Annotated in this window: 1 pseudogene; it reads left to right on the top strand. The window is 39.1% G+C overall.

What is annotated here, in order from left to right:
* Positions 1 to 284, top strand: a pseudogene (locus V6246_RS18395) (YgiQ family radical SAM protein); the annotation flags it as partial.

The following is a 284-nucleotide window of genomic DNA, read 5'->3' as shown; positions in this document are numbered from 1 at the left end:
AATTTAGATACATCTCACAAGCCTTTAACCGAATTATACCAGGCTGTTGATAGTCATCCTAAAGTTAAAAAGTCATTTATTGGTTCGGGAATTCGCCACGATATGTTGGTGCCAGAATTTTATAAAAATGCCGACCCAAAAGAGCTTGATGCTTACACGGAAGAGGTGATGACGAATCACGTTTCGGGCCGACTTAAAGTAGCGCCAGAACATACTAGTGATCCGGTATTAAAACTGATGCGTAAACCATCGTTTTCTTATTTCCATAAGTTTAAAGAGCGTTT

Source organism: Algibacter sp. TI.3.09 (genome assembly GCF_038154905.1).
Lineage (GTDB): Bacteria > Bacteroidota > Bacteroidia > Flavobacteriales > Flavobacteriaceae > Algibacter.
This window is presented reverse-complemented; position numbering and strand designations above follow the sequence as displayed.